Source organism: Pseudomonas sp. A34-9 (genome assembly GCF_029543085.1).
Classification (GTDB): Bacteria; Pseudomonadota; Gammaproteobacteria; order Pseudomonadales; family Pseudomonadaceae; genus Aquipseudomonas.
In genome coordinates this window covers 2,158,861-2,183,686 of the sequence record NZ_CP119967.1, presented here as the reverse complement: position 1 = coordinate 2,183,686, position 24,826 = coordinate 2,158,861, and the positions used below count along the sequence as shown (strand labels likewise).

17 protein-coding genes and 1 pseudogene are annotated in these 24,826 nt (G+C 60.3%); 12 read left to right on the top strand and 6 right to left on the bottom strand.

Features of this window, described 5'->3' with window-relative positions; translation table 11 throughout:
• Positions 1 to 62: 62 nt before the first annotated feature.
• Positions 63 to 827, bottom strand: a complete 765-nt coding sequence (locus P3G59_RS09780; protein WP_007918375.1) for a GntR family transcriptional regulator — start codon at positions 825 to 827, stop codon at positions 63 to 65.
• A gap of 353 nt (positions 828 to 1,180) precedes the next feature.
• On the opposite strand from P3G59_RS09780, the gene P3G59_RS09775 reads away from it, so the two are divergent.
• Positions 1,181 to 2,371: a benzoate/H(+) symporter BenE family transporter gene (locus P3G59_RS09775; protein ID WP_108226635.1), complete on the top strand. Its 1,191-nt coding sequence runs from the start codon at positions 1,181 to 1,183 to the stop codon at positions 2,369 to 2,371.
• Between the two features lie 256 nt (positions 2,372 to 2,627).
• Here P3G59_RS09775 and P3G59_RS09770 read toward each other — a convergent pair whose 3' ends face one another.
• On the bottom strand, positions 2,628 to 2,972 hold the full coding sequence (locus P3G59_RS09770; protein ID WP_007916365.1) for a YggL family protein: 345 nt from the start codon (positions 2,970 to 2,972) through the stop codon (positions 2,628 to 2,630).
• A gap of 234 nt (positions 2,973 to 3,206) precedes the next feature.
• Here P3G59_RS09770 and dacB point away from each other — a divergent pair, with 234 nt between their 5' ends.
• Entirely contained in the window at positions 3,207 to 4,667 is a 1,461-nt protein-coding gene (dacB, locus tag P3G59_RS09765; protein WP_277761361.1) for a D-alanyl-D-alanine carboxypeptidase/D-alanyl-D-alanine-endopeptidase, read from the top strand.
• A 28-nt stretch (positions 4,668 to 4,695) separates the two neighbouring features.
• Positions 4,696 to 4,782: pseudogene (locus tag P3G59_RS09760) on the top strand (metal ABC transporter ATP-binding protein); the annotation flags it as partial.
• Between the two features lie 20 nt (positions 4,783 to 4,802).
• Here the strand turns inward: P3G59_RS09760 and P3G59_RS09755 are convergent.
• Positions 4,803 to 7,184, bottom strand: a complete 2,382-nt coding sequence (locus P3G59_RS09755; protein ID WP_277761360.1) for a diguanylate cyclase — start codon at positions 7,182 to 7,184, stop codon at positions 4,803 to 4,805.
• A 145-nt stretch (positions 7,185 to 7,329) separates the two neighbouring features.
• Positions 7,330 to 9,600 carry a bifunctional 23S rRNA (guanine(2069)-N(7))-methyltransferase RlmK/23S rRNA (guanine(2445)-N(2))-methyltransferase RlmL gene (rlmKL, locus tag P3G59_RS09750; protein WP_186623443.1) on the bottom strand — a complete coding sequence of 757 codons (2,271 nt, stop codon included), beginning with the start codon at positions 9,598 to 9,600 and terminating at the stop codon, positions 7,330 to 7,332.
• Between the two features lie 532 nt (positions 9,601 to 10,132).
• Between rlmKL and P3G59_RS09745 the strand changes: the two genes are divergently transcribed.
• The gene (locus P3G59_RS09745) at positions 10,133 to 10,348 is read left to right on the top strand and encodes a ribosome modulation factor (protein ID WP_003223300.1); all 216 of its coding nucleotides are present in this window, start codon (positions 10,133 to 10,135) and stop codon (positions 10,346 to 10,348) included.
• Between the two features lie 240 nt (positions 10,349 to 10,588).
• Here the strand turns inward: P3G59_RS09745 and P3G59_RS09740 are convergent, their stop codons facing one another.
• Positions 10,589 to 11,611 carry a quinone-dependent dihydroorotate dehydrogenase gene (locus P3G59_RS09740; protein WP_095124891.1) on the bottom strand — a complete coding sequence of 341 codons (1,023 nt, stop codon included), beginning with the start codon at positions 11,609 to 11,611 and terminating at the stop codon, positions 10,589 to 10,591.
• A 223-nt stretch (positions 11,612 to 11,834) separates the two neighbouring features.
• Between P3G59_RS09740 and P3G59_RS09735 the strand changes: the two genes are divergently transcribed.
• The 8 genes from P3G59_RS09735 (at position 11,835) to cobA (ending at position 23,652) form a co-directional block, all read left to right on the top strand.
• Positions 11,835 to 13,046, top strand: a complete 1,212-nt coding sequence (locus tag P3G59_RS09735) for a CmpA/NrtA family ABC transporter substrate-binding protein (RefSeq protein ID WP_277761359.1) — start codon at positions 11,835 to 11,837, stop codon at positions 13,044 to 13,046.
• A 15-nt stretch (positions 13,047 to 13,061) separates the two neighbouring features.
• The gene (locus tag P3G59_RS09730) at positions 13,062 to 13,637 is read left to right on the top strand and encodes an ANTAR domain-containing protein (RefSeq protein ID WP_007916390.1); all 576 of its coding nucleotides are present in this window, start codon (positions 13,062 to 13,064) and stop codon (positions 13,635 to 13,637) included.
• Between the two features lie 453 nt (positions 13,638 to 14,090).
• Positions 14,091 to 15,302 (top strand): nitrate/nitrite transporter, encoded by a 1,212-nt coding sequence (locus P3G59_RS09725; RefSeq protein ID WP_277761358.1) that lies wholly within the window; start codon positions 14,091 to 14,093, stop codon positions 15,300 to 15,302.
• A 7-nt stretch (positions 15,303 to 15,309) separates the two neighbouring features.
• A complete protein-coding gene (locus P3G59_RS09720; RefSeq protein WP_277761357.1) occupies positions 15,310 to 16,968 on the top strand; it encodes a bifunctional protein-serine/threonine kinase/phosphatase in 1,659 nt (552 codons plus the stop codon).
• 421 nt (positions 16,969 to 17,389) lie between these two features.
• Positions 17,390 to 19,843 carry a nitrite reductase large subunit NirB gene (gene nirB, locus P3G59_RS09715; RefSeq protein WP_277761356.1) on the top strand — a complete coding sequence of 818 codons (2,454 nt, stop codon included), beginning with the start codon at positions 17,390 to 17,392 and terminating at the stop codon, positions 19,841 to 19,843.
• Positions 19,840 to 20,157: a nitrite reductase small subunit NirD gene (nirD, locus tag P3G59_RS09710; RefSeq protein ID WP_277761355.1), complete on the top strand. Its 318-nt coding sequence runs from the start codon at positions 19,840 to 19,842 to the stop codon at positions 20,155 to 20,157. The genes nirB and nirD overlap by 4 nt, the downstream gene beginning before the upstream one ends.
• Positions 20,157 to 22,871, top strand: a complete 2,715-nt coding sequence (locus tag P3G59_RS09705) for a nitrate reductase (protein WP_277761354.1) — start codon at positions 20,157 to 20,159, stop codon at positions 22,869 to 22,871. The genes nirD and P3G59_RS09705 overlap by 1 nt, the downstream gene beginning before the upstream one ends.
• Positions 22,872 to 22,884: 13 nt before the next feature.
• The gene (gene cobA / locus P3G59_RS09700) at positions 22,885 to 23,652 is read left to right on the top strand and encodes a uroporphyrinogen-III C-methyltransferase (protein ID WP_277761353.1); all 768 of its coding nucleotides are present in this window, start codon (positions 22,885 to 22,887) and stop codon (positions 23,650 to 23,652) included.
• Positions 23,653 to 23,748: 96 nt separating this feature from the next.
• Here cobA and P3G59_RS09695 read toward each other — a convergent pair whose 3' ends face one another.
• On the bottom strand, positions 23,749 to 24,783 hold the full coding sequence (locus tag P3G59_RS09695) for an OmpA family protein (protein WP_103303880.1): 1,035 nt from the start codon (positions 24,781 to 24,783) through the stop codon (positions 23,749 to 23,751).
• Positions 24,784 to 24,826 lie beyond the last annotated feature (43 nt).

The window sequence follows — 24,826 nt, the reverse complement described above, 5'->3', positions numbered from 1 at the left end:
CATTTGAAATGCATTCCCCTGTGGGAGCGAGCCTGCTCGCGAAGGGAGCGACTCGGTCTACTTTAGAGCTTGGCCGCTGGACGCCCCGGCTTCTTGGTCTGCAACAAATGCGAGAACACCGCATGCAGATCATCCGATGCGCCTTCCTCGTCGAGGTTGAGCTTGCTGTCGATGTGATCCATGTGATGCATCATCAAATTCACCGCCAACTCACCGTCACGTTTCTCGATCGCGTCGATCAACTGGGTATGTTCGTCGTACGAGCAGTGCGAGCGGTTGCCGCTCTCGTACTGGGCGATGATCAGCGAGGTCTGCGAAACGAGGCTGCGCTGGAAGCTGATCAACGGGGCATTCATTGCCGCTTCCGCCAGTTTCAGGTGGAACTCGCCCGACAGACGAATACCGGCGCCGCGATCGCCACGGGAGAAACTGTCGCGTTCGTCGTTGACCATCTGCCGCAGCTCGGCGATCTGCTCGGCGGTGGCGTGTTGTACCGCCAGCTCAGTGATCGCACGTTCGACCAGACGACGGGCGAGAAAAACCTGACGGGCTTCTTCAACGCTCGGGCTGGCGACCACGGCGCCACGGTTCGGCCGCAACAGCACCACGCCTTCATGGGCCAGACGCGAGAGCGCGCGGCGAATGATGGTGCGGCTGACCCCGAAGATTTCCCCCAGCGCTTCTTCGCTCAATTTTGTGCCGGGCGCCAGACGCTGTTCGAGGATGGCCTCGAAGATATGCGCGTAGACAATATCGTCCTGGGTTCCGCTGCGGCCGGCTTTGCCTGCTCGCGGTTGTTTCTTGAGGGGTTGCAACTGTTCGTTCATGGGCACTCGAGTCGGGAGAACTGCGGCGAATTGACCGTGACTGTAATACGGCACAGTAGGTCGCTGGCAAGTATCGCGTAAAAAACAGCGCGATTGTACACAATGGAAGGTGGCAACACGACTGTACGGCTGTTTGTGACTTCGGCTGTATTGCAACGATCCGTTACGATTGAGTTTAGGCTTGATCGCAGAATCCGCCGCCAGAACACCACCTACCCTGTAGGAGCTGCCGAAGGCTTCGAACTTTTGACTTTGATTTTAATAAGCAAGATCAAGAGATCGCAGCCTTCGGCAGCTCCTACAGGGCTTGCGTCATGGCGGACATCTTCATTGGTATAAGGAACACCGCCGTCATGAACGACGCCACCCACACTCAACTGCGCCCGCTGGCCGATACTTCACCCTCGGCCATCGTCGCCGGGTTCATCGCGATGATGACCGGCTACACCAGCTCGCTGGTGCTGATGTTCCAGGCCGGACAAGCGGCGGGCCTGACCAGCGGGCAGATTTCTTCGTGGATCTGGGCAATTTCGATCGGCATGGCGGTGTGTTCGATCGGGCTGTCGCTGCGCTATCGCACGCCGATCACCATCGCCTGGTCGACGCCCGGCGCGGCCCTGCTGATCACCAGTCTTGGCGGTGTCAGCTACGGCGAGGCCATTGGTGCTTACATCACCTGCGCGGTGCTGGTGACGATCTGTGGGCTGACCGGCAGCTTCGAACGGCTGGTGAAAAAGATCCCGGCCTCGCTCGCCGCCGCATTGCTGGCAGGGATTCTGTTCAAGATCGGCAGCGAAATCTTCGTCGCCGCGCAGCACCGTACCGGGCTGGTGTTGGGGATGTTCTTCACTTATTTGGTGGTCAAGCGTCTGTCGCCGCGTTATGCCGTGCTCGCCGCGCTGCTGATCGGCACCGCGCTGTCTGGCTTCATGGGGCTGCTGGATTTCAGCGGTTTTCATCTCGAAGTGGCGACGCCGGTGTGGACGACGCCGCACTTCTCGCTCGCCGCGACGATCAGCATTGGCATTCCGCTGTTCGTGGTCGCGATGACCTCGCAGAACATGCCCGGCATCGCCGTACTGCGCGCAGATGGCTACAACGTCCCGGCCTCACCGCTGATCACCACCACCGGCATCGCCTCGCTGTTGCTGGCGCCGTTCGGCTCCCATGGCATCAACCTCGCGGCCATCAGCGCGGCGATCTGCACCGGGCCGCACGCCCATGAAGATCGCAACAAGCGCTACACCGCTGCGGTCTGGTGCGGGATTTTCTACGGGATTGCCGGGGTGTTCGGCGCAACATTGGCGGCGTTGTTCGCGGCATTGCCGAAGGAGCTGGTGCTGTCGATTGCAGCATTGGCGCTGTTCGGTTCGATCATCAATGGCTTGAGCATTGCCATGACCGAGGTGAAGGAGCGTGAGGCGGCGCTGATTACCTTTATGGTCACGGCGTCGGGGCTGACACTGTTTTCCATTGGTTCGGCGTTCTGGGGGATTGTCGCGGGGGTTTTGACGCTGCTGATTTTGAACTGGCGCAAAGCTTAAGGTCAAAAGCCCCTCACCCTAGCCCTCTCCCGGAGGGAGAGGGGACTGACCGCGTTGGATGCGGGAGTTATAGCGACACGTAATCCCGAGTTGAACTCAAATTTTGAAAAGCCAATAAATCGGCTCCCTCTCCAGGGGGAGAGGGCTGGGCGGGCGGCGTTCCGATGAGGGGCAGACGCACCACAAATCCCAAACCGAACACTCAAACACCAGACGAAAAAAAACGGCGACCCTCAGGTCGCCGTTTTTTTCAGTATCACTTAGCCGCGTTGATCGGCTTTTCCGGATACCACACGTCCAGCAACGGGCTGACTTCGTACTTGGTCAGCTCGGAGCGGGTTTTCAGCCAGGCTTCAACGGCAGCGCGCTGCTCTTCGTTGACCGAGCCACGCTTCTGCAGGCAAACCAGACCGAAGTCGTCGCCGCCAACATAACCCAGACCGTTGGCTTCCATGGCTTCTTTGATGAATGCTTCGAGGAAAGCGTCAATGGCTTCTTCGGACAAGTCTTCTTTGAAGTCCAGGTTCAGTTCGAAACCCAGCTCTTGAAATTCATCAACGCACAGTTTTTTGCGCAGACGCTGGGAACGGTTAGTCGCCATTGGAACAATCCTCTTAAGTAAATACGGCGGGCACTTTACCAGTTTAAGCAATCGATTGCCCGCCTCTCTGGACACAGCGACCGACCGCCTGTAAAAAAATCAACGAATCGACACCCCGAGGACGGCACAATCGCTTACACCTTGGGGCATAATGCCGACACTTTCGTGACCACTGAGGACCTTTTCATCCATGTCCTCGTCTTTTTTCCCCTCGGCTGTAGGGTTTTATTTCATATGATCAAATCGTTGCGTCCACTGTTTCTCGCCGGCCTTCTTCTTCCACTGGCCCTGAATGTTTCTGCTGCCACCATCAACACCTCCCTCACCCCGAACGTCGAAAAAGCCCTCAAGGCGAGCAAATTGCAGCCCAGCGCGCTGTCGCTGGTGATGGTGCCGCTCGACGGCCCGGGCACGCCGACCGTGTTCAACGCCGACGTGTCGGTCAACCCGGCCTCGACCATGAAACTGGTCACCACCTACGCGGCGCTGGAAATGCTCGGCCCGAACCATCAGTGGAAGACCGAGTTCTACACCGACGGTGACCTCAACGGCGGCATTCTCAACGGCAACCTCTACCTCAAGGGTGGCGGCGATCCGAAACTGAACATGGAAAAACTCTGGCTGCTGATGCGCGACCTGCGCGCCAACGGCGTGACCCAAATCACCGGCGACTTGATCCTCGACCGCAACTTCTTTGTGCAGCCAGTGCTGCCGGAATTCAACGATGACGGCAATGACGAGAACAAGCCGTTCCTGGTCAAACCGGATTCGCTGCTGGTCAACCTCAAAGCCCTGCGATTTGTTGCCCGCAACGACAATGGCCGGGTGCTGATCTCGGTTGAGCCGCCAATCGCCAGCGTGCGCATCGAAAACACCGTCAAGGCGCTGCCCTCCAAGCAATGCACCGGCGGCGTGCGCTACAACCCCGTGCCACAAGCCGATGGCAGCGTGACCGTGACAGTGGCCGGCCAGTTGGGCGAAGGCTGCAGCTCGCAAACCTACCTGTCGCTGCTCGACCACGCGACCTACACCGCTGGGGCCGTGCGCGCAATCTGGAAAGAACTGGGTGGCAGCATTCAAGGCAAGGATCGTCTGGCCTCGACGCCGGGCAACGCCAAGCTGCTGGCCCGTGCTTACTCGCCGGATCTGGCGGAGATCATCCGCGACATCAATAAATACAGTAACAACACCATGGCTCAGCAGTTGTTCCTGAGTCTTGGGCAGAAATTCCGCAATGACGCCGACGGCGACGACGCCAAGGCAGCGCAGCGTGTGGTCCGTCAGTGGATGGCGAAAAAGGGCATCACCGCGCCGCACCTGGTGATGGAGAACGGCTCTGGCTTGTCGCGCGCCGAACGGGTCAGCGCCCGCGAGATGGCGAGCATGCTGCAAGCCGCCTGGCACAGCCCGTACGCCGCCGAGTACATCAGCTCGCTGCCGATCGCCGGTACCGACGGCACCATGCGCAAGCGCCTGAAAACCACGGCGATGCGCGGTGAGGCGCACGTCAAGACAGGTACGTTGAACACCGTGCGGGCGATTGCCGGTTTCAGCCGCGACGTGAATGGCAATACCTGGGCGGTGGTGGCGATCCTCAACGACAAGGCGCCGTTCGGTGCATCGTCGGTGCTGGATCAGGTGCTGCTGGATCTCTACAAACAGCCGAAACTGCCGCAGACCGCTTCGGTCCTGTAACGCCGTTCAGGCAACACCACAAAAACCTGTGGGAGCGAGCCTGCTCGCGAAGGCGTCAGGTCAGTCAATAAATGTGCTGACTGATACACCGCCTTCGCGAGCAGGCTCGCTCCCACATTGGTTGGGTGGCAGGGTCTAACTCATCTGTTCGACACGATCGCGCCCGCGCTGCTTTGCCATATACACACCCGAATCCGCTCTGAGCAACAGCGCATCCGCGCCCTCCCCCGGTCGCCAACTGGCGATACCGAAACTCGCCGTCACCACACCGACCACATCCACCGGCGTACTGCGCAAACCCTGCCACAACTCAACCGCCAGCGTGTGCGCATGCTCACCGTCGATGTCCGGGCACAGCACCATGAATTCCTCGCCACCCAAGCGACAGAAGACATCGGTGCGCCGCAGACGATGACCAATCCGCTCACAGACTGCCTGCAACACCCGGTCACCCACGGCATGGCCATACTGATCGTTGATGCGTTTGAAGTGGTCGATGTCGAGCATGATCACCGACAGTTCGCCACCGCCGCGCTCGACCCGGGCCATTTCGGTGGTCAGGCGCTCCTGAAAGTAGCGGCGGTTATGAATCCCTGTCAGCGAGTCGGTCACCGATAGAGCACGCAATTCTTCCTCTACTCGCTTGAGATCGGAAATATCCGAAATATAGCCGTGCCACAGCACCCCGCCGCCCGGCAACTCTTCCGGCGTCGCTTCGCCGCGCACCCAGCGCAGGCCGCGCTCGGGCAGTTGCACGCGATACTCCTCGCGCCATGGACTAAGGTTGTCCGCCGAGGCGCGAATCGAAGAGCGTACGCGGGTAATGTCTTGCGGATGAATACGCGTGAAGATCGCTTCGGCGTTGAACAGCAACACGTCCGGTTCGAGTTCGTAGATCTCACGGATACCGTCGCTGGCGTAGATCACGCTGAAGCGCCCGTCGAATTCCATCTTGAACTGATAGATGCCGCCGGGTACGTGTGCGCTGAGCTTCTTGAGCAACACATCCCGCGCCGCCAGCACCTCGTGCACGCGCTTGCGCTCGGTGATGTCGATACAGATCGCCAGATGCCCGACCCACAAACCCTGCTCATCCAGTACCGGCGTGGCGAGCATGTTCACGGGCAGATGACTGCCATCGCTGCGCACCAGCGTCCACTCGCGGGCCTCGTGGCCACCGACTTCGCCGCCCTCGACCAGCATCGCGTGGCAGGTCGGGATGGTTTTACCGTAACGCGCACTCAGCTCGGCGGCGCGGGCGGTCAACTCGCGGGGCAGGTGCAGGTTTTCCAGGGTCATGTGGCCAACCACGTCGGCACTGGTGTAGCCAAGCATTTGTTCGGCACCGGGGTTGAAGGTGTTGATGACGCCACGCAGATCGGTGGCGATGATCGCCACTTGCGTCGCCGCGTTCAGCACGCCACGCAACTGACCGTGGGTGCCGCGCAGCTCCTGTTCGCTGGCATGCAACTCCTGCGTGCGCAGCTCGACCATGCGCAAGGCGCGCTGACGCTGACTGACCAACACGTAGAGCAAGGCGCTGAGCAGCAGACTGAGCAAGCCACCTAGAATGATTACGCTGCCGACCGACGAGTGATTGGCCTGGACGAACGCGTCGCTCGGCAGAATATCGACCTGATAATCATGATCGGCCATGCGCACCAGACGCGTTGCGGACAGCTCACTCGGTGCCGCCTCGTTGGTCGACTCGAACAACACTTCATGCTGATCATTGGTCGACATGTCGAGAATGCGCACCGACAGGTAGTCATGGAACGCGTCCGGTAAACCGTCGGCCAGTAACTGGCGCATGCTGATCACCGCCATCACGTAGCCAAACGACTGCCGCTCGCCATTGCGACTCACCGGCGCCACCAGCAGCACCCCGCGTGCATAGGACGGTTCGATGCTGACCAGATGCATCGGTTGCGATACCGCCAGCCCGCCAAGCTTGTCGGCGCGTTGCAGGGTGTCACGGCGCAAGGGTTGCGCCAGCAAGTCATAACCCAACGGCGAGCCAAGCCGACTTTGCGTCTGACTGTAGAGCACCGCCACGTATTGATCGCGCACCCCCGCCAGTTGCAGCTCGCCCTGCGCGTTCAATTCACGGAGGGTGAAGTTACTCAGGCCTTCGTCACGCACCCGTTGCTCGAACGCAGCGCGCTCGGCACCGCTGACCTTGATGGCAAACGAATAGGCCTGGGTACGCATTAATAAGGGTTGGGTGTAACCGTCGAATTCGGCGCGGGACACCGATTCAGAATTGGCGAAGAAGCGGCGCAGGCCGTCGAGGCGTTGCTCTTGATCCTGAAAGCGTTCTTCGATGCGGCTGTAACGTTCGTTGGCCAGCAACTGAAAACGTTGACGGGTTTGTTGCTGAAACTGATTGAGAGTGGCCCAGGCGAGCAGCCCCGTGAGAATCCCGCCGGCGAGCAATACCAGCACCGCGACCAGCCAGGCCGAGACGTCTTCGCTGATAAAACCCAGAATCTTTGGGCGCACGGGGTGCAACGACATAAGGACAACTCACTACGCCAGCATTTACGGGAAAACCCCATTGACCGTGTGTGAGTTATAGCTATTAGCCACTAATTTAGCTAGCGCGGCAGGATCCACGGAGCCTTTAAAAATCAAGGCTCTGTGGATCCAATTTTGCAAAGCGTCAACGAGCCGTGATTTTCCAGGCGCGGTGAATCTTGGTGTTGCGGGCGAAGTCCGGATCGATGGTTTGCGCGCTGATTTCCTCGACCGCGTAACGCTCGGCGAGGTTTTCTTCCAACTGGAACTTGCGGAAGTTGTTGGAGAAATACAGCACGCCACCGGTTGCCAGACGAGCCATGGCCAGGTCGATCAACTGCACCTGATCACGTTGCACGTCGAAGATGCCTTCCATGCGCTTGGAATTGGAGAAGGTCGGCGGATCGATGAAGATCAGATCGTACTCGTCCCGGCTGCTTTCCAGCCACGCCATGACATCGCCCTGCTCCAGACGGTTCTTGTCGGAGAAGCCGTTCAACGACAGGTTGCGGCGCGCCCAGTCGAGGTAGGTTTTCGACAGGTCGACGCTGGTGGTGCTGCGCGCGCCGCCCTTGGCCGCGTGCACACTGGCGGTCGCGGTGTAGCAGAACAGATTGAGGAAGCGCTTGCCGGCCGCCTCCTTCTGAATGCGCATGCGCATCGGCCGATGATCGAGGAACAGACCGGTGTCGAGGTAGTCGGTGAGGTTGACCAGCAACTTCACGCCGCCCTCGCTGACCTCATTGAACTTGCCTTGCGCAGCCTGACGCTCGTACTGCTTGGTGCCGCTCTGGCGCTCGCGGCGTTTGACCACCACGCGGCTCTTGTCGACATTCAACGCCTGCGGAATGGCTGCCAGGGCATCGAACATGCGCGCCGAGGCTTTTTCCGGATCGATCGACTTCGGCGCGGCGTATTCCTGGACGTGCACCCAATCGTGATACAGGTCGATGGCCATCGCATATTCAGGCATGTCGGCATCGTAGACGCGGTAGCAATCAATGCCTTCGCGCTTGACCCACTTGCCCATCGCCTTGAGGTTCTTTTGCAGGCGGTTGGCAAACATCTGCCCGCCTTCGCTCAGGCGCGGCTGCTCGATCACCGGTGCCGGGGCTGGCGTCGGTTTGATCGGGTTGCCGTTCTTGTTGAACTTGCGTTCTTGCGGCTCATCCGGGGTCTGGTCGTAAGCCGCTTGCTCGCGCTCGGCCTGACGCTGTTCCGGAGTGCGACGCTCGCCGGTGACGAATTGGTCCGGCAGCACTTTGATCAACAGCAGCTTGCACGGCAGCGCGCCGTTCCAGAACGAATACTGTTTGTGGCTGCGGATGCCCATGCGCTTGCCCAGATCCGGCGCGCCGGTGAACACTGCCGCTTCCCAGTTCAGGCAAGCCTGACGCAGACGCTCGCCGAGGTTCTGGTAGAGATACAACAGGCTGGCTTCGTCACCCAGACGCTCGCCGTACGGCGGGTTGCAGATGACCAGACCTTTCTGGTTCTGATCCGGACGCGGCTCGAAGGTCGCGACTTCGCCCTGGTAGATCTTGATCCACTCGCTCAGGCCAGCACGTTCAACGTTGTTGCGGCCCGGCTGAATCAGCCGTGGGTCGGCTTCGTAACCGCGAATCCACAGCGGTGGCTTGGCCAGACCGGCGGCGGCACGTTCAACGGCTTCTTCGTGGAGTTTTTTCCACAGTGCCGGGACGTGACCGAGCCACGCGGTAAAGCCCCACTGCTCACGGCGCAGGTTCGGCGCCATGTCGGCGGCGATCATCCCCGCTTCGACGAGGAACGTACCGACACCGCACATCGGGTCAGCCAGCGCGCCACCTTCGGCGGCAATGCGCGGCCAGCCGGAACGGATCAGGATCGCCGCGGCAAGGTTTTCCTTCAGCGGTGCCGCGCCCTGCTGCAAACGATAGCCACGCTGGTGCAGGCTGTGGCCGGACAGGTCGAGGGAGAGAATCGCTTCGCCGCGATCCAGACGCAGGTGAATGCGCAGGTCCGGGTTGAGCTTGTCGATGCTTGGGCGGTCGCCCTGCGGCGTGCGCAGCTTGTCGACGATGGCGTCTTTGACTTTCAGGGCACCGAAGTGGGTGTTGTCGATGCCTGAACCGTGGCCGCTGAATTCCACAGCCAGGGTGCCGTCGCTGAGCATGTGATCCTGCCATTCGATGTCGAGCACACCGTGGTAGAGGTCTTCAGCGTCTTTCATCGGGAAACGCTTGAGCACCAGCAACACGCGGTTGGCCAGACGCGACCAGAGGCACAGGCGATAAGCGGTTTCCATGGTGGCCATGCCACGCACAGCGGAGGTGTGCTCGCGCGCTTCTTCAAGGCCAAGCCCGACGGCTTCCTCGATGAGCAGGCCTTCAAGGCCTTTAGGGCAAGTGAGGAAGAGTTCGAAACGGTCGGACATGGTATTTCCAGAGCCTTTGGCTAGTGAATCGGCAACGCATTGCCGATCCGGTTTTCAATCAGGCGCTTTTCTAAAAGAACGCCCGCGTGGCACGAAGGTGTGCCGTTCCATCCCCGCTGCTCGGGTTAAAAGAGCTTAGATGCCGGGACAGATAAAAAAGTTGATGAAACAAAAAGTCTTAAAGCGACCCTTCGTCGCTTTATACCCCAGCGCAAACGTGGGTCATTCTCACTAAAGGATTAAGCCCATCATCCAGCGCGGGGCCGATCATACCGGGGTTTGCTCAATAAACGTTCAAAAAATACGCCGTTACTTATCGCTATAGCATCCTTTTCGTTACGTCCTTATGACAAAACGGTCATTCCATCGCTGTGACTCATTGGTTAGAACTGAACACAGGTTGACGTCGCAACGGCGTCAACACCTTGGCTCGCCACGCCGGCAGCGAGCCGCACCATGGCAGGTGGTTTTCTGCCCGACCTCGGTTGAGGTCAACGCGACACAAACAGTCAACAAGTGAGGGAAACACCCTATGAGAAGACTTAAGCGTGATCCGTTGGAAAGAGCATTTTTGCGCGGATATCAATATGGCGTTGGTGGCAAATCCCGTGAGCTTTGCCCATTTACTCTACCGTCGGTACGTCAAGCCTGGATCAACGGCTGGCGAGAAGGACGCGGCGACAACTGGGACGGTATGACCGGCACTGCGGGAATCCACAGACTCAACGAACTTCACGCCGTCGGCTGACACAGGGCATTTATTCCGACACGACAATCTGAATATGTAACGACTTACCATGCACGTCCTTCCCGGACGGCGGGCTGCGGCCCAAGGGCTCCTTCGAGGAGCCCTTTTTTATGCCTGACATACATCTCATGTAGGAGCTGCCGAAGGCTGCGATCTTTTGATCTTGCTTTTGACTCTTAAAAACAAAATCAAAAGATCGCAGCCTCCGGCAGCTCCTACGTGGGCCAAGTCAGCCTGGGGTTATGTGCGCAGGGCGGCGATCGCGTCGACCGACTCGCGAATCAGCGCCGGGCCTTTATAGATGAAGCCCGAGTAGATCTGCACCAGGCTCGCACCGGCAAGAATCTTCTCGGCCGCATGCTTGCCTTCAGTGATGCCGCCAGCCGCAATGATCGGCAAACGCCCAGCCAACTCACCCGCCAGCACCTTCACGGTGTTAGTGCTCTTCTCACGCACCGGCGCGCCGGACAAACCGCCCGCCTCGTCGCCATGCTCCATGCCTTCAACGCCGACACGGCTCAGGGTGGTGTTGGTTGCGATCACCGCGTCCATGCCGGTTTCAATCAGCGCCTGCGCGACCTGCGCGGTTTCTTCATCGGTCATGTCCGGCGCGATCTTGATCGCCAACGGCACATGTTTGCCATGACGCAAGGCCAGTTCGGCGCGGCGCGTGGCCAGATCAGCGAGCAATTGCTTGAGCGAATCGCCAAACTGCAGGCTGCGCAGGCCAGGGGTGTTCGGCGAGCTGACGTTGACCGTCACGTAGCTGGCGTGGGCATACACCTTGTCCAGGCAGATCAGGTAGTCGTCGACCGCGCGCTCGACCGGCGTGTCGAAGTTCTTGCCGATGTTGATGCCCAGCACGCCCTTGTATTTCGCCGCAGCGACCCGCGCCAGCAGGTTATCGACACCGAGGTTGTTGAAACCCATGCGGTTGATGATCGCCTCGGCTTCCGGCAATCGGAAAATCCGTGGTTTCGGGTTGCCTGGCTGCGGACGCGGGGTCACGGTACCAATTTCGACAAAACCGAAACCCAGCTGCGCGAAGCCGTCGATGGCCGCGCCGTTCTTGTCCAGACCCGCCGCCAGCCCCACCGGGTTCGGAAACTCGAGGCCCATGACCGTCACCGGTTTCTTCGCCGGCGCCTTGCACAGCAAGCCGTTGAGGCCCAAACGCCCGCCCGCGCCGATCAGATCCAGCGACAGATCGTGGGAGGTTTCCGGGGAAAGTTTGAACAACAGCTGACGGGCCAGGGTGTACATGGGCGGCGATGACTCGGGCGGCGAAAAGAGGCGGCGATTATAGCCGGGCATCGACCTGCGGCGCGAGGCGCATGCGCAAATCACTGGCACTGGCATATGCCTTGCACCCTCCTGGCTATCAGTGCGTCGGCCAATGACGGCAGGCGGGCAAGGACAATGGCGTCGTCTTCGGGATTTGCCTTGGCAAAGACCGGGACGGCGTTTTTTTTCGAGATGGCTTTATATGAACGAACCTTCGCCAGGGCCACTGGCCTGGGTCAATGGCAGCGATGCCCCGGAAAAGCGTGCAATCAACCTCGGTTTCATGGCCCTGAGCGATTGCGCTCCGCTCGTCGTCGCGGCCACACAGGGCTTCGCCCAGCCTTACGGGCTGACCCTGAACCTCAAGCGCCAGAGCTCGTGGGCCAACCTTCGCGACAAACTGGTGAGTGGCGAACTGGATGCCGCCCACAGTCTGTACGGCCTAATCTACGCCGTGCACCTGGGCATCGGCGGCGTCACCCCGGCCGATATGGCGGTGCTGATGGGCCTGAACCAGAACGGGCAAAGCCTCAACCTGTCACACGGCCTGCAACATCTGGGCGTGACCAGTCCTGAAGCGCTGGACCGCCACGTGCACCAAAGCCGCGCAAAACTCACCTTCGCGCAGACCTTCCCCACCGGCACTCACGCGATGTGGCTGTATTACTGGCTGGCGAGTCAGGGCATTCATCCATTGCGAGATGTTGATAGCGTGGTCGTGCCACCGCCGCAAATGGTCGCGCACTTGCAAGCCGGGCGCATCGATGGCTTTTGTGTCGGCGAACCGTGGGCCGCCAGCGCGGTGCAGCAGGATCTCGGTTTCACCCTCGCCACCAGCCAGACCATCTGGCCTGATCACCCGGAAAAAGTCCTTGGCTGCACGCGCGAATTTGTTGAGCAATACCCCAACACCGCACGCGCATTGGTCATGGCGATCCTCGAAGCCAGCCGTTTCATCGAACAAAGCCCGGAAAACCGCCGCAGCACCGCACAGTTGCTCAGCGCGCCGGAGTACCTCGATGCGCCGGTGTCGTGCATCGAACCGCGTTTTCTCGGTGACTATGCCGATGGCCTTGGCCATCGCTGGCAAGACCCGCACGCGCTGCGTTTTCACGGCAACGGCGAGGTGAATCTGCCGTATCTGTCGGACGGCATGTGGTTCATGACCCAGTTCCGCCGCTGGGGCTTACTGCGCGAAGACCCGGATTACCTCGCCGTCGCCCGCCAGGTTCAGCAACTGGACGTCTACCGCGACGCCGCCACCGCGGTCGGCGTCGCCGCGTGGGGCACCGACATGCGCAGCAGCCAGTTGCTCGACGGCAAAGTCTGGGACGGCAGCGACCCGGCCGCTTACGCGCGCAGCTTCAAACTGCATGCGCTGAGCGACAACGTCCCTCTTCTCGCCCGCCGCTGACAGGAGACCGCGAACATGTTGCGTATTCTGTTGATCAACGACACAGCGAAAAAAGTCGGACGCCTGAAAGCGGCACTGACCGAGGCCGGTTTCGAGGTGATCGACGAGTCCGGCCTGACCATCGACCTGCCTGCACGCGTCGAAACAGTGCGCCCGGACGTGATCCTGATCGATACCGAGTCACCGAGCCGCGATGTCATGGAACAAGTGGTCCTGGTCAGCCGCGACCAGCCACGGCCCATTGTGATGTTTACCGACGAACATGATCCGGGGGTGATGCGTCAGGCGATCAAGTCCGGGGTCAGTGCCTACATCGTTGAAGGCATTCATGCACAGCGTCTGCAGCCGATTCTGGATGTGGCGATGGCGCGTTTCGAGAGCGATCAGGCGTTGCGCGCGCAGCTTCAGGCCCGCGATCAACAACTGGCCGAGCGCAAGCGTATTGAGCTGGCCAAGGGGTTGTTGATGAAGATGAAGGATTGCAATGAGGAAGAGGCCTACACCCTGATGCGGCGGCAGGCGATGAGCCGGCAGCAGAAGCTGATACAGGTGGCGGAGCAGATTATTGCCATGAGTGAGTTGCTGGGCTGAGGTTTTGCTGAGCCTGCGTTACCAAAAATCAAAAGCCCCTCACCCTAACCCTCTCCCGGAGGGAGAGGGAACTGACCGAGTTGTTTGAGGTGAATGCAATAGTCTCAAAGACTCAGTTGAATTCGATATCGCATTCAGCACGGTCTCACAGGTCGGCGTAGATTTTGAGCATCCCACAGTCGGTCCCCTCTCCCTCCGGGAGAGGGCTAGGGTGAGGGGCTTTTGATTTTCCGGCTGTTGGCACAAATCTCGCTATGTAAAACGCACAGGTAACCAACGGCGGTTGCCCCACCCACGACAAAGACGTCGCTCACCCGTTCGCCCAACCGGCGCATCAGGTAGCGGCGTTTTTGCGTTTTGGCCCCACAGACCGGGGCCGGTGGTGCGGCCGTGGCGGCGCCCCACTTGCTGTTGCATGACTCCTTCCGAGACTCTTTTCAGCTGAGGTGCGCAATGAATTCAAGCTTCTGGAAATCCGGCCACACCCCGACCCTGTTCGCGGCCTTCCTGTATTTCGACCTGAGCTTCATGGTCTGGTACCTGCTCGGCCCGCTGGCCGTCCAAATTGCCGCCGACCTGCACCTGACCACCCAACAACGCGGTCTCGTCGTCGCCACGCCGATCCTCGCCGGTGCCGTATTGCGCTTCATCATGGGCATGCTCGCCGATCGACTGTCACCCAAAACCGCCGGGCTGATCGGTCAGGTCATTGTGATTGGTGCGCTGTTCGGTGCCTGGCAACTCGGCATTCACAGTTATGAGCAAGCGCTGATACTCGGTCTGTTCCTCGGCATGGCCGGCGCGTCTTTCGCTGTGGCCCTGCCGCTGGCCTCGCAATGGTATCCGCCGCAGCATCAGGGCAAAGCCATGGGCATCGCCGGCGCGGGCAACTCCGGTACTGTGTTCGCGGCGCTGCTCGCGCCGGTGCTCGCCGCCGCGTTCGGCTGGAGCAATGTCTTCGGCTTCGCCCTGATCCCGCTGATCCTGACGCTGGTGCTGTTCGCCTGGCTGGCAAAAAACGCCCCTGAGCGGCCGAAAGCCAAAGCCATGGCTGACTACTTCAAAGCCCTGGGCGACCGCGACAGCTGGTGGTTCATGTTTTTCTACAGCGTCACCTTCGGTGGCTTCATCGGCCTGGCCAGCGCCCTGCCCGGTTACTTCAACGATCAATACGGGCTGAGCCCGGTGACGGCCGGTTACTACACCGCTGCCTGTGTGTTCGGCGGCAGTTTGATGCGACCGTTGGGTGGCGCACTGGCTGATCGCTTTGGCGGTATCCGCACATTGCTGGCGATGTACACCGTCGCCGCTATCTGCATCGCTGCGGTCGGTTTCAACCTGCCAAGCTCCTACGCCGCGCTGGCACTTTTCGTCTGCACCATGCTCGGTCTGGGCGCCGGCAACGGCGCGGTGTTCCAACTGGTGCCGCAGCGTTTTCGTCTGGAGATCGGCGTGATGACCGGACTGATCGGCATGGCTGGCGGCATCGGTGGTTTTGCCCTGGCCGCCGGCATGGGTGCGATCAAACAGAGCACCGGCAGCTATCAACTGGCGCTGTGGTTGTTTGCCAGCCTTGGCGTGCTGGCGTGGTTTGGCTTGCACGGCGTCAAGCGCCGCTGGAGAACCACCTGGGGTTCGGCAGCCGTGACGGCGGCGCGGGTCTGAGACCTTCATGGCCCTGCAACTGAGTTTTGCCGAAGCCAGCGCCACCGGCCCGCGTGCGGAGAATCAGGACGCTTTGCGTCTGGTGACGCCCGCTCCGGTATTGGCGGCGAGCAAGGGTTATCTGTTCGCCATCGCCGATGGCGTCAGCCAGTGTGCCGATGGCGGACTGGCTGCGCGTTCGACCTTGCAGGCGCTGGCACTCGACTACTACGCCACACCGCAAACCTGGAGCGTGGCACAGGCGCTGGAGCGTCTGCTGCTCGCGCAAAATCGCTGGTTGCAGGCCAATGGCGGTGGCCAGCCATTGCTCACCACGGTCAGTGCTTTGGTCATGCGCGGTCGGCGTTTTACCCTCGCTCACGTAGGCGATTGCCGGGTGTATCGCTGGTACGCCGACAGCTTGCAACGGATCAGTGAAGATCACGTCTGGGATCAGCCGGGCATGCAGCACGTACTAAAGCGCGCGCTGGGCCTGGATCAGCATCTGGTGCTGGATTTTCTCGACGGTGAACTGCGCGAGGGTGAGTGTTTCGTACTGCTCAGCGACGGGGTCTGGTCGATACTCGGAGATACCGCGATTGCGGCAATTGTGCGTGATCAGCCGGATCTCGACCGCGCCGCACACACCTTGGTGAACGCCGCGCATCGAGCCGGCAGTCAGGACAACGCCAGTGCTTTGCTGGTGCGCGTCGATGCGGTCGGCGAGGCGAACATTGGTGACGCGCTGATGCATTTGCAGCAATGGCCACTGCCGCCGCCACTGAAATCCGCTCAGTCCTTTGAAGGCTGGCAGGTGCAAGACATCGTCGCGCAGAGCCAGCAATCATTGCTGTATCGAGTAATGGATGGACAAGGTCAGACATGGCTTCTGAAAACCCTGCCTGCGCGTTCCGCCGATGATTCCTGCGCGGGGCAAGCGTTGCTGTCCGAGGAATGGTTTCTGAAACGTGTCGCCGGGCGGCATTTCCCTGAAGTCCATGGCTGCAATCAGCGTCAGCATTTGTACTACGTGATGCGCGAATATTCCGGGAAGACGCTGGCACAACTCGGGCCTCTATCCCTGGCGCAATGGCAGGATATCGCCGAGCGCCTGCTGCGTGCGGTGGGGCTTTTGCATCGGCGGCAGATTCTGCACCGGGACATCAAACCGCAAAACCTGCATTGGGGTGACGACGGCGAGTTACGTCTGCTGGATTTTGGTTTGGCGTATTGCCCGGGCTTGTCCGAAGACGCGCCATCGACGCTGCCGGGTACGCCAAGTTATATCGCCCCGGAAGCGTTTCGCGGTGATCCGCCGAGTGCGCGGCAGGATTTGTACGCGGTCGGTGTGACCCTGTATTTCCTGCTGACCGGGCATTTCCCTTATGGCGAGATTGAAGCGTTTCAACGGCCCCGATTTGGTCTGCCGGTGAGTGCCAGTCGATATCGGCCTGATTTGCCGGAATGGCTGGCGGAGAGTCTGGAACGTGGGGTGGCGGCGGATCCGCAGCAGCGCTTTGAAACGGCTGAAGAGTGGTTGTTGGTGCTGGAACAGGGCGAGCGGCGCAGTTTGAGTGTAAGGCCCAGGCCTTTACTTGAGCGGGAGCCGTTGAAGGTGTGGCGGACGATGGCGTTGCTGGCTCTGCTGGGGAATCTGGTGCTGCTGGTGTTGTTGTTTCACAGCTGAGACCGCGTCGCGTCATTCGCGAGCAGGCTCGCTCCCACAGGGGTTTTGTGAACGACACCGATCCACTGTGGGAGCGAGCCTGCTCGCGAAGAGGCCAGCCCAATCACAACAATTCTGTCTGCCTGAACGCCCCACAAACGAGCAACCCGCGTCGATTCGGTGCAAAAAATCCCCATCAATAACCGTCCCGCCTAATAAACACGCCATTCCCCCACTTGGCACAACCACTGCATTAGCCCACTCAACACACACGTAAAGCCCAGCCTTCAACGACGAACGCTGCGCTTCCCGAGAGAACGGGACCAGGACAAAGGCGTCCTCGCTAGGCAACTAGCGGGACGCCTTTTTTTGTTCGCGCAAAATTTGTCGAGCAAGGCCTGACTGCCCACATGAGGCCAGCCGAAGCTCTCCGGAGAACCTGATGAAAAAACTCAAACTGGTGATGATCGGCAATGGCATGGCCGGGGTTCGTACCCTCGAAGAACTGCTCAAGCTGAGTAACGAGCTGTACGACATCACCGTCTTCGGTGCCGAACCGCACACCAACTACAACCGCATCCTGCTCTCGCCGGTACTGGCCGGTGAGCAAACCTTCGAGGAGATCGTGCTCAACGACCTCGACTGGTACCTGGAAAACCACATCAAATTGTTGCTCAACCGCAAAGTGGTGGAGATCGACCGGGTCAAACGCCGGGTGATCGCTGAGGACGGCACCGAAGCCGAATATGATCGCCTGTTGATCGCCACCGGCTCGACCCCGTTCATCCTGCCAATCCCCGGCAATACTTTGCAGGGCGTAATCGGTTACCGCGACATCGCCGACACGCAGGCGATGATCGACACCGCGAAAACCCACAAACACGCAGTGGTCATCGGCGGGGGCCTGCTCGGCCTTGAAGCCGCCAACGGCCTGATGCTGCGCGGCATGCACGTCACCGTGGTGCACATCGGCGAATGGCTGCTGGAGCGGCAACTGGACAAAACCAGCGGCCAACTGCTGCAAACCGCCCTCGAATCCCGTGGACTGCACTTTCGCCTGTGCGAACAGACCCAAGCTTTGCACGACGCCGGCAATGGCCGCGTCGGTTCGGTGCAGTTCAAGAACGGCGACATCATCCCGGCCGATCTGGTGGTGATGGCCGCCGGCATACGGCCCAACACCGAACTGGCGGAAAAGGCCGGCATCCCGTGCAATCGCGGGATTCTGGTCAACGACACCCTGCAAACCTACGACCCGCGCATCTATGCCATCGGTGAGTGCGCCAGCCATCGCGGCATTGCCTACGGTCTGGTCGCGCCGCTGTTCGAACAAGCCAAGGTCTGCGCCAACCACCTCGCACAATTGGGTTTTGCCCGTTATCAGGGTTCGGTGACCTCGACCAAATTGAAAGTCACCGGCATCGACCTGTTTTCCGCCGGTGATTTCATGGGCGGCGAAGGCACGGAAACCATCACCCTCTCCGACCCGATCGGCGGCGTGTACAAAAAACTGGTGATCAAGGATGACGTACTGGTCGGCGCCTGTCTGTACGGCGATACGGCAGATGGCGGTTGGTATTTCCGGCAGATTCGTGAGAATCACGACATCGGCGAGATCCGCGATCACCTCATGTTTGGAGAAAACGCTTTAGGCGATGTAGGACATCAGGGCCAGGACAAAGCCATGAGCATGGCCGACACCGCTGAAGTCTGCGGCTGTAACGGCGTGTGCAAAGGCACCATCGTCAAGGCGATTCAGGAGCACGGCCTGTTCAGTGTCGATGAGGTGAAGAAACACACCAAAGCCGCGAGTTCCTGTGGTTCCTGCGCGGGGCTGGTCGAGCAGATCCTGATCAACACCGTCGGTGGCGCGGCCGACGTCAAACCGAAAAGCGAAAAAGCCATCTGCGGTTGCAGCGACCTCAACCACGGCCAGATCCGTCAGGCCATCCGCGAACAGCACCTGCTGACCATCGCCGGGACCATGAGCTACCTCAACTGGCGCACTCCGAACGGCTGCGCAACGTGCCGCCCCGCCCTCAACTATTACCTGATTTCCACTTGGCCGGGCGAAGCCAAGGACGACCCGCAATCGCGCCTGATCAACGAACGCGCGCACGCCAACATCCAGAAGGACGGCACCTACTCAGTGGTGCCACGGATGTGGGGCGGTGTGACCAACCCCTCCGAGCTGCGACGGATTGCCGACGTGGCCGACAAGTACAACGTGCCGATGGTCAAGGTCACCGGCGGCCAGCGCATCGATTTGCTCGGCATCAAGAAACAGGACTTGCCCGGCGTCTGGAAGGACCTCGACATGCCGTCCGGGCATGCCTACGGCAAATCCATCCGCACGGTTAAAACCTGCGTCGGCAGCGAGTTCTGCCGCTTCGGCACGCAAAACTCGACGCAACTGGGCATTGAGCTTGAGCACGACCTGTTCAACATGTGGTCGCCGCACAAAGTGAAACTCGCCGTCTCCGGATGCCCACGCAACTGCTCGGAAGCGGGGATCAAGGATGTAGGAATCATCGGCGTCGACTCCGGTTGGGAGATGTACATCGGTGGCAACGGCGGGATCAAAACCGAAGTCGCCGAGTTCTTCGTCAAGCTGAAAACCGCCGAGGAAGTCCGCGAATACAACGGCGCGTTCCTGCAGCTCTACCGCGAAGAGGCCTTCTACCTCGAACGCACCGTGCACTACCTGCAACGGGTCGGCATGGAGCACATCAAGAAAGCCGTGCTGGAAGACCCAGAGCGCCGCAAGGCCCTGAATGAGCGCCTGCAATTCTCCCTGTCATTCGAACAGGATCCGTGGAAGGAACGCCTGGCGCAGCCGCAACTGAAGAAAGAATTCGATGTGATCCCTGTGAAAAACCTGGAGGTGCCGGCATGAACTGGCTCGATATCTGTGCCCTCGACGAGATCAATGCGCTCGGCTCGCGGATCATTGCCGGGCCGAAAGGTGACATCGCGATTTTTCGTACAAGCGACGATGAGGTTTTCGCCCTCGACGACCGCTGCCCACACAGGGGTGGGCCACTGTCGCAAGGATTGATTTACGGCAAGCGCGTCGCCTGTCCGTTGCACAACTGGCAAATCGACCTGCAAACCGGCGAAGCCCAGGCGCCGGACATCGGTTGTGCGCATCATCACCCGGCGCGGGTAGAGAATGGCCGCGTGCAACTGGCCTTGCGGGATGCCGTCTGATGAACCGCCAGACGACCGCCTCGACCTGCTGCTATTGCGGGGTCGGCTGCGGCGTGCTGATCGAGCATGACGGCGAGCGCATCCTCGGCGTCAGCGGCGATCCGGCGCATCCGGCCAACTTCGGCAAACTCTGCAGCAAAGGCTCGACCCTGCACCTGACCGGCGACCTCGCGGCTCGCGCGTTGTACCCGGAACTGCGTCTGGGCAAAGGTCTGGCGCGCAGCCGCACGGATTGGGACACCGCGCTGGAACACGCCGCCAACGTGTTCGCCGAGACCATTGCCGAGCACGGCCCGGACAGCGTCGCGTTCTACATCTCCGGGCAGTTGCTGACCGAGGACTACTACGCCTTCAACAAACTGGCGCGGGCTCTGGTCGGCACCAACAACATCGACAGCAATTCCCGCCTGTGCATGTCTTCAGCGGTGGTTGGCTACAAGCGCAGCCTCGGCGCCGACGCCCCGCCGTGCAGCTATGAGGATCTGCAACTCAGCGATTGCGTGATGATCGTCGGCAGTAACATGGCCTACGCCCACCCGGTACTTTTCCGTCGACTGGAAGAGGCAAAATCCCGCCGCCCACAGATGAAAGTCATCGTCATTGATCCACGGCGCACCGACACTTGCGACCTCGCTGATTTGCATCTGGCGATTCTGCCCGGCACCGATGTCGCTTTGTTCCATGGGATTTTGCACCTGTTGTTGTGGGAAGACTGGATCGATCGCGACTTTCTCAAAGCGCACACCGATGGCCTCGCCGAACTGAAGAACCTGGTGCGCGACTACACCCCGCCAATGGTTTCGCAACTGTGCGGGATCAGCGTCGAGCAACTGCAGCAGTGCGCTGAATGGGTCGGTACGTCGCCGAGTTTCCTGTCGCTGTGGTGCATGGGTTTGAACCAGTCCACCGCCGGCAGCGCGAAGAACAGTGCGTTGATCAACCTTCACTTGGCCACTGGGCAAATCGGCCGCCCCGGTGCAGGACCTTTCTCCCTGACCGGTCAGCCGAATGCCATGGGCGGGCGAGAAACCGGCAGCTTGTCGAACCTGTTGCCGGGCCATCGTGACGCGGCCAACCCGGAGCATCGCGCGCAAGTGGCGACTTATTGGGGCGTCGATCAGTTGCCGGAAAGCCAAGGGCTCAGCGCCATCGAACTGTTCGAGCAGGTGCGCGGCGGCAAGATCAAGGCGTTGTGGATCGCCTGCACCAACCCTGCGCAATCGATGCCGGATCAACATTCGGTGCGAGCAGCGCTGGAGGCTTGCCCGTTTGTGGTTCTGCAAGAAGCCTTTCGTACCACCGAAACGGCTGCGTTTGCCGATCTGCTGCTGCCCGCCGCCAGTTGGGGCGAGAAAGAAGGCGCTGTCACCAACTCCGAGCGGCGCATTTCCCACGTGCGCAAAGCCATCCTCCCACCGGGCGAAGCGCGGCCGGACTGGGCGATCACGGTGGATTTCGCACAGCGCCTGGAGAAACATCTGCGTCCCGCTGAACCGAGCCTGTTTGCGTTCACCCAACCTGCGCAGTTGTTCGATGAATTCAAAGGCCTGACGCGCGGCCGTGATCTGGATATGTCCGGGATCAGTCATGCGCTGATCGACGAGATCGGGCCGCAGCAATGGCCCTTCCCCGTCGGTGCCCGCAAAGGCACACCACGACTGTACGAAGACGGGATTTTCCCAACCGCCAACGGACGCGCGCAATTCGTGGCCGACCCGTATCGCGCCGCCAAGGAACAGCGTGATGCACGCTTTCCACTGACGTTGATCACTGGCCGCTTGCGCGATCAATGGCACGGTATGAGCCGCACTGGCACGGCTGCGCAATTGTTCGGGCATGTCAGCGAAGCGGTGTTGGGCCTGCATCCGGACGAACTGCGCCGGCATCGCTTGCAGCCGGGTGATCTGGTCAACCTTAAAAGTCGTCGCGGTGCGGTGATCGTCGCGGTCGGCAGTGATGACAGCGTGCGTCCGGGACAAGCGTTTCTGCCGATGCACTGGGGTGACCGTTTTCTCAAGGGCGGCGTAAACAGTCTGACCCTGCCGGCCTTTGATCCATTGTCGAAACAACCGGAACTCAAACACAGCGGTGTGCGTCTGGAACCGATCCATCTGCCGTGGCAACTTTTCGCACTGATCGAGGGCGATGTTCAACAGCATTTCGAGACGCTGCGACCGCTCTGTGAGGCATTTTCCTACGTGAGCCTCAGCCTTGTCGGACGTGAACGATCGGCATTGCTGATACGCGCTGCCAGCAGCGAGGCACCGGATGCGCAATTGCTCAGTGAAATCGACCGATGCCTGTCACTGATCGACGGCCCGGTACTGGCTTACGACGATCCACGCCGGGCCATTGGCAAGCGCGTGCGCATTGAAAACGGCCGGATCACCGCGATCCGCCTGGCCGGCGAAACCCTCGCCCGGCATTGGCTGCAAGGGTTGTGGCTGGAAGGACGTGCGGACGAACAACTGCGGCGCTGGTTGCTGGCACCGATGAGTGCTCCTCCGGGCAGTGCCGGGGCGCAGATCGCTGCGGATAAAACCCTGTGCAACTGCAACAACGTCAGCCTCAACGCGGTCTGCGCTGGCATTCGCCAAGGCCTGGATTTGCAAGGTTTGAAAAACAATTTGGGTTGCGGCACGCAATGCGGCTCGTGTGTCCCGGAAATAAAACGCTTGCTGGCTGCCGATGTGCTGCCAGTTGCCGTCATCTGATGAGGAAAACACCATGAGTGCAAAAGTCTGGCTGGTGGGTGCAGGTCCTGGTGATCCCGAATTGCTCACCCTCAAAGCGGTGCGCGCCCTGCGCGAGGCCGATGTGGTGCTGATCGATGATCTGGTTAACCACGCGGTGCTGGAACACTGCCCTGGCGCGCGCATCATTGCCGTGGGTAAACGCGGTGGTTGCCGCTCGACACCGCAGGCGTTCATTCATCGACTGATGCTGCGCTATGCCCGCCACGGCAAGTGTGTGGTGCGGCTCAAGGGTGGCGATCCGTGCATTTTCGGCCGAGGGGGCGAAGAGGCGCAGTGGTTGCGTGAGCGTGGCGTCGAGGCGGAACTGGTCAATGGCATCACCGCTGGGCTGGCCGGGGCGACGCAGTGCGATATTCCCCTCACGTTGCGTGGGGTCGCGCGTGGGGTGACGCTGGTGACAGCACACACGCAGGACGACAGCCAATTGAACTGGCAGGCACTGGCGCAGGGCGGTACGACGCTCGTGGTTTATATGGGCGTGGCCAAGCTGGGCGAGATTCGCGATCAGTTGCTGGCGGGCGGGATGGCGGCGGATACGCCGGTGGCGATGATTGAGAATGCGTCATTGCCAGAGCAGCGCGAATGCCGGAGCAGTCTGCGGGGCATGGGAGAGGATGCGTGTGCGTTTGGACTGAAAAGCCCGGCGATTCTGGTGATTGGTGCGGTGGCGGCTGTTGGTGAAGATCAAAAGATCGCAGCCTGCGGCAGCTCCTACATGAAATCTGCATACGTCCTGTAGGAGCTGCCGCAGGCTGCGATCTTTTAAGCTTCAAAGCCAAATCGCAGGCAAAGAAAAGCCCGGCCTAAGCCGGGCTTTTCTCAGAGCGGCAGCTAATTACTTAGCTTGAGCTTCAACCTGCGCTTCTACGCGACGGTTTACAGCGCGGCCAGCTTCAGTTTTGTTGTCAGCAACTGGGCGGGATTCGCCGTAGCCAACAGACTGAACGCGGGACGATTCAACACCGTACTGGTTGGTCAGAACTTGCTTAACGGCGTTTGCACGACGCTCGGACAGTTTCTGGTTGTAAGCGTCAGGACCGACGGAGTCAGTGTGACCTTCAACAGTAGTGGTGGTGGATGGGTACTGCTTCATGAAGTCAGCCAGGTTCTTGATGTCGCCGTAGCTGTTTGGCTTCACAACCGACTTGTCGAAGTCGAACTTGACGTCCAGCTCAACACGAACAACTTCAGCAACTGCTGGGCAGCCGTCAGCGTCAACAGTTACGTTGGCTGGGGTGTCCGGGCACTTGTCAACGTTGTCGCAAACGCCGTCGTTGTCGCTGTCGGAGCAGACTTCAGCTGGTGCTGGAACTGGAGCAGCAGCAGGCTTGGAGCCGCCACCGAAGTTCACACCGATACCAACGCTAGGAGCCCACTCGGTGTCGCCCTGGTCGATGTTGTACTGAGCTTCAACGCCGGCACGGGCGTAGAAGTTCTCGGTGAAGTACAGCTTGGCACCAGCGCCAACGTTGGCGAAGGTGGAGCGGTCACGACCGCCGGAACCGTTCTGACCGATGCTCTGATCGGAGAAACCAGCCGATACGTATGGACGCAGCATGTCGCCTGGGTTGTTGAAGTGGTACAGAGCATCCAGAGCGGTGTTCGCGCCCTTGATGTTACGACCGTCGTCGGAACGCACGTTGTGCACTTCGTCGTAGCCCAGACGCAGTTCAACGTCGTCGGTCAGGAAGTAACCGATCGAGCCGCCGAACAGGTTGCCGTTGTTCTTGAAGTTACGAGCGCTGTCGAATTGTTCTTTCTTTGCGAAGCCTTCGATTTCAACTGCGCCTTGGCCTTGTGCCAGAGCGCCGAACGAAGTGGCGGCAATCAGAGAACCAATGGCCAAGCCCAAGGTGTTTTTCAGTTTCATCCGTTAAATCCCCATCTGGTGATTGTGAAGCAGTCCCGCAAAC

Excerpts from the sequence above, each read along its gene's own strand:
- dacB (WP_277761361.1), top strand. The coding sequence starts at position 3,207 with ATGATCAAATCGTTGCGTCCACTGTTTCTCGCCGGCCTTCTTCTTCCA.
- P3G59_RS09740 (WP_095124891.1), bottom strand. The coding sequence starts at position 11,611 with ATGTACACCCTGGCCCGTCAGCTGTTGTTCAAACTTTCCCCGGAAACC.
- P3G59_RS09735 (WP_277761359.1), top strand. The coding sequence starts at position 11,835 with ATGAACGAACCTTCGCCAGGGCCACTGGCCTGGGTCAATGGCAGCGAT.
- nirD (WP_277761355.1), top strand. The coding sequence starts at position 19,840 with ATGAACTGGCTCGATATCTGTGCCCTCGACGAGATCAATGCGCTCGGC.
- P3G59_RS09775 (WP_108226635.1), top strand. The coding sequence starts at position 1,181 with ATGAACGACGCCACCCACACTCAACTGCGCCCGCTGGCCGATACTTCA.
- P3G59_RS09730 (WP_007916390.1), top strand. The coding sequence starts at position 13,062 with ATGTTGCGTATTCTGTTGATCAACGACACAGCGAAAAAAGTCGGACGC.
- P3G59_RS09745 (WP_003223300.1), top strand. The coding sequence starts at position 10,133 with ATGAGAAGACTTAAGCGTGATCCGTTGGAAAGAGCATTTTTGCGCGGA.
- rlmKL (WP_186623443.1), bottom strand. The coding sequence starts at position 9,600 with ATGTCCGACCGTTTCGAACTCTTCCTCACTTGCCCTAAAGGCCTTGAA.
- P3G59_RS09725 (WP_277761358.1), top strand. The coding sequence starts at position 14,091 with ATGAATTCAAGCTTCTGGAAATCCGGCCACACCCCGACCCTGTTCGCG.
- P3G59_RS09720 (WP_277761357.1), top strand. The coding sequence starts at position 15,310 with ATGGCCCTGCAACTGAGTTTTGCCGAAGCCAGCGCCACCGGCCCGCGT.
- P3G59_RS09695 (WP_103303880.1), bottom strand. The coding sequence starts at position 24,783 with ATGAAACTGAAAAACACCTTGGGCTTGGCCATTGGTTCTCTGATTGCC.
- P3G59_RS09770 (WP_007916365.1), bottom strand. The coding sequence starts at position 2,972 with ATGGCGACTAACCGTTCCCAGCGTCTGCGCAAAAAACTGTGCGTTGAT.
- nirB (WP_277761356.1), top strand. The coding sequence starts at position 17,390 with ATGAAAAAACTCAAACTGGTGATGATCGGCAATGGCATGGCCGGGGTT.
- P3G59_RS09705 (WP_277761354.1), top strand. The coding sequence starts at position 20,157 with ATGAACCGCCAGACGACCGCCTCGACCTGCTGCTATTGCGGGGTCGGC.
- P3G59_RS09780 (WP_007918375.1), bottom strand. The coding sequence starts at position 827 with ATGAACGAACAGTTGCAACCCCTCAAGAAACAACCGCGAGCAGGCAAA.
- P3G59_RS09755 (WP_277761360.1), bottom strand. The coding sequence starts at position 7,184 with ATGTCGTTGCACCCCGTGCGCCCAAAGATTCTGGGTTTTATCAGCGAA.
- cobA (WP_277761353.1), top strand. The coding sequence starts at position 22,885 with ATGAGTGCAAAAGTCTGGCTGGTGGGTGCAGGTCCTGGTGATCCCGAA.